This window comes from Thiofilum flexile DSM 14609 (genome assembly GCF_000380185.1).
In the GTDB taxonomy this organism is placed as follows: Bacteria; Pseudomonadota; Gammaproteobacteria; order Thiotrichales; family Thiotrichaceae; genus Thiofilum; species Thiofilum flexile.
In genome coordinates, this window is the sequence record NZ_KB904799.1 from 1 (window position 1) to 3,657 (window position 3,657).

Below are 3,657 nucleotides of genomic sequence, written 5' to 3' on the forward strand. Positions count from 1 at the left end.
GTCTTGTTGGTCTTGGCGGCGGGCAATTTCACCTAAATAGCTGCTAATCATCTCGATCATTACGTCTTTTTCCATCAATGTACTCATGCTCTTATCCTCTTGGGTTGGTTTAAAAAATTAGCTCTTTAAAGCTTGCCGACTACCGACCAGCTTATAAATTCTGTCTCTAGAAATGCCGTGTTTTGCTCCTAAGTTAGTGTCCCATACGTAGAGCCTTTATTAGCGCTCTAGTCCCCTATTGGTGCGGTTACGACTCTTCTCACGTCGTGCTTGTCTTTGAGCTTCTCGTTCCTGCTCCAAGCGTTGAGTTTCCTGTTTTCGGAATAGCTCGGCTTGGTGTTTGAGTTGGCGTTGCTGCTCCTGTGTCAATCCGTCGGTAAGCGCTTTCCCTTGTTTCGCCATTGCTTCTAATTGGTGGGCTGTTTTGCGTAGAGTTGTATTCTCACGTTTTAGGGTATCTACCAAGGCAGCTTTCTCTAAATCTGGGGTGACGGCCTCAACGACAATTTTAGCGGCTCTACGGGCAAAACCTTCATCACTTTCAACCGTCTCACTAAAGAGGCTTTTTTTGAGTATCAAGCGTTCTTTTGGCAGGATGATGTTAGGTTGGGTAGGCTGTTCAATGGTGGTGTAGAATTGCTTGACGCGCTGGTGTTTAGCTTTGCTACCTTCAATGCCGCGCTCTAACCCGTGTTGTTTTCCGACCTTTTCAGCAAAATCGGTTTGCATTTCATTTAAGGCTTTAGCGCCTCCTAAGAAGCTTCGGCAATTCAATTTACCTCGTGCATCAATAGGAACAACATAAGCATAAAGATGGGGTGTTTTTTCGTCTCGATGAACCCCAATGTAAGCAATATTTTCTTTTCCGTGTTTTTTAATTAGCCAATCAATAGTTCCCTGAAAATAGCTATTTTGCTCTTCTAAGCTTTTTTTATTCATCGCTTCGGGACTAGCTGTAATTAAATACTCAATAGCTAAGACGGCATTTTTACGGATTTTTTCTTGGGTATTAAGTCGAGCCTCTATGTTGTTTAATGCCTCACTAACGGAGTCTGCTCCAAGGTGAGTATTCAGCGGTGTTTTTGTAGGATCAGCATTAGGGGTATCTTGTGCCCTAAAACTATGTTTTAGGCTACGGTGGATGCTGTTTCTATGAGTTAGCTTTTGAGTCCGTAAAATGGCATATCCCATCACTCAACTCCTAACAAGGGCAAAAGGGGAGTATAGCACCTTTGTATAAAGGTGGACTCACTACACAATTTTTTAGGCAAAAAATTGTCGTGAGGTCTGCGACGCTGAAAAACTTGCCATGACTAGAGCACCTTTGCCATACTAATTTTTTAAGTTTTTGGGGTATAAAGCCATGAGTGAAGAAATCCGAAAACTAGAACAACAAGCTCAGCAATTACAAGCCAAGATCAAAGCCAAAAAAGAAGCAGAGTTGCTCGCTAAACGTCAAGCATTAGGCGCTGGCATTATGGCAGCCGTGAAAGCCGATTTATTGTCTTGGGAGAGCTTACGCCCTGCCCTACAAAAAACCATTAAGTCTAAGAAAGAACGTGAACTCTTGGGATTAGATAGAGTAGACAAAAAATCAGAATCACCTAGTAGTTATAGTGACCCTTTGGTTATTGCTGATAAATAGTCTTTTTTCTGAGTGCCAAAGCTTATGCTAATGGCACCCAAAAAAACGTCTGTTAGTGAATACGTTTTTGCGAGTTAATTTCAATTAGGGTTCGATGGTGTATTTCAATTTGCACGAGTCCAGAATGAACTCGGCTGATATTCACCTTTTCAGCTCCTCGCTCTAATTCACGCTCACGAATTTTTAACGCTTCGTAGTCGGTAATATTAAGGCGTAGGGTTTCAATATTGTCAGCCAATAACATTATTCACCCCTCCCCTTTGCTAAGCTCAAAGCGTTGGGCTTAGCGCTAGACAAGATGTACTTAGATACACCGTTTTTCTGTATCGGATTTAATGCCAATACTCCGATATTTTCAGCACGCACTAACCACGAATCCGCAAGCGCTGCTATTAACTTGATCCCTGTAGCTAGACGATGCTCATTGATAAAGGCGCGTGTTTCCGCTGTGCTGGGTTTGAGTTCACCACTTCTGAGCTTAGATACCCATAAATCAAACAACTCATCCTGTTTGTCATGAGGGGCAAGGTTCGCATCATTTAACCCTGTGTAACCGTGTGCATCCTCTGAACCGTGTGTACCACGTGCACGTGGTTCTAATAGGGGTTGCACAGGGTTAGGTGTGGGGTGTATCGGTACGCTATCAACACGTGGTGGTGTGGGGTGATGAGGGGTAGGAATAGCCCCTGCAAAACTGACTTGAGGCATAGCATAGGGTAAGGGTAGTCCGACGGTTTCAGGTGCGGGACTTTTTTCAATACTGAGATTATGTAAATGGTGTGGGTTTACATTCCAGTCTAGGCTTTTATTGGCAAAGCGGACTAAAGCCGGAAGAGGGGTAGGCTTACCAAATAGCTCGGTAAAGATCACCACGCCTAAAATACTAAACTCTAAAGCCAAGGCAACCAGAAAGGCGACGGCATCGCGTGACATTCCAAAGGCGGCTTTAAACTCAGGTGCTTTGTTTTCGAGTACCTGTGCAATACGTTGGTTTTCTTGGGCTGAAATAGTGGCGGCATTCGCTTGTGCTTTGGCTATGTCGGGATTATTCAAATAACCGTAGTGATCAGCTTCTCGTGCTTTTAATTGCGCTTGCAATATTCCGGCTTTCGCAGCCTCGATATGGTTTTGACTGGCCGCAATTTTATACTGAGCCGCTAGCTGTAAGTCCTGGTTCTTGCCTAAGAAGGTTTCGATCACACTAGCCCCAGCGGTGAGGGAGTACCCCATAATCATCAGCACACCTATAGCGGCAATACTGGCCACTAATCGAAAGCCATAACGCCACGCGGCAATAGTGAGACGAATCAAGAACCCTTCGGAGAAGTTAAAGGCAATGACCATTGCACCCACTAGGTAGCCTAGGGGTTCCCAAATAGGGGCAAAAATGCCATAGGCAAACAGGCTACCCATTAAACCCGCCGCGAGTAGCAATACCTTTTCAACGATATACAGGCTACCTAGCCCCTTGGTTTTGCGTTTAACGGCCTGTAGAGCCTCTGTATTGCGTTTATTGAGGTGTAGCCATACCAACCCACCCACTAAGGCTAAAAACACGAAAAATAGTAAATCGCTCATATTGCCACCTCCAGAATAGAGGTGAGGTTAGGGGTAGGGTGTGAGACTAGATTTTGAATGTGCGTAATCGCACGTAAAACGCTAAGATGCGCGTGCATTTTTCGACTCCATGTACGTGTTGTCGTGAGGTGAAGTCCTGCCTTGGTGTTCCACCACCTTGGTAGGGCGATTAAGCCTTAAGCGGCTTTTTTACGAGATTTCTTAGGGGTTGAGCCTCCTTCTAAGGTCATATTGAGTTGATTATCTTCAATAAATTTAATGTTTAGGTGAGTGATTTTTCTTGATGTTTTTATGCGCTCAATGAATACAGCAATTTTAGCTTTTTCCCTTAGTTCAAGAATTGATTTATCAAGCATTTCAGAGAAGTGAACCCACCTATAAGAAGCAGGAACTCCTAATACTTCTCTAAGCTCTTCTACTTCAATTTTAAGCCA

At 44.0% G+C, this 3,657-nt stretch carries 5 protein-coding genes; 1 reads left to right on the plus strand and 4 read right to left on the minus strand.

The features are described 5' to 3' along the window. Window positions 1-219 precede the first annotated feature (219 nt). Window positions 220-1,191 (minus strand): MobV family relaxase, encoded by a 972-nt coding sequence (mobV, locus tag A3IK_RS0115095; protein WP_020560819.1) that lies wholly within the window; start codon window positions 1,189-1,191, stop codon window positions 220-222. A 172-nt stretch (window positions 1,192-1,363) separates the two neighbouring features. On the opposite strand from mobV, the gene A3IK_RS0115100 reads away from it, so the two are divergent. Next, complete coding sequence (locus A3IK_RS0115100; RefSeq protein ID WP_020560820.1) at window positions 1,364-1,645, plus strand: hypothetical protein; 282 nt, start codon at window positions 1,364-1,366, stop codon at window positions 1,643-1,645. 52 nt (window positions 1,646-1,697) lie between these two features. Here A3IK_RS0115100 and A3IK_RS0115105 read toward each other — a convergent pair whose 3' ends face one another. From A3IK_RS0115105 to A3IK_RS19715, 3 genes are all read right to left on the minus strand, one after another. Beyond that, window positions 1,698-1,889, minus strand: coding sequence for a hypothetical protein (locus A3IK_RS0115105; protein WP_020560821.1), 192 nt, complete (start codon window positions 1,887-1,889; stop codon window positions 1,698-1,700). Then, entirely contained in the window at window positions 1,889-3,223 is a 1,335-nt protein-coding gene (locus tag A3IK_RS0115110) for an SLC5/6 family protein (RefSeq protein ID WP_020560822.1), read from the minus strand. The genes A3IK_RS0115105 and A3IK_RS0115110 overlap by 1 nt, the downstream gene beginning before the upstream one ends. Before the next feature lie 176 nt (window positions 3,224-3,399). Continuing rightward, on the minus strand, window positions 3,400-3,657 hold a 258-nt coding region (locus tag A3IK_RS19715; protein WP_040849391.1), incomplete at its 5' end, for a replication initiation protein.

Excerpts from the sequence above, each read along its gene's own strand:
- A3IK_RS0115105 (WP_020560821.1), bottom strand. The coding sequence starts at position 1,889 with ATGTTATTGGCTGACAATATTGAAACCCTACGCCTTAATATTACCGAC.
- A3IK_RS0115100 (WP_020560820.1), top strand. The coding sequence starts at position 1,364 with ATGAGTGAAGAAATCCGAAAACTAGAACAACAAGCTCAGCAATTACAA.
- mobV (WP_020560819.1), bottom strand. The coding sequence starts at position 1,191 with ATGGGATATGCCATTTTACGGACTCAAAAGCTAACTCATAGAAACAGC.
- A3IK_RS0115110 (WP_020560822.1), bottom strand. The coding sequence starts at position 3,223 with ATGAGCGATTTACTATTTTTCGTGTTTTTAGCCTTAGTGGGTGGGTTG.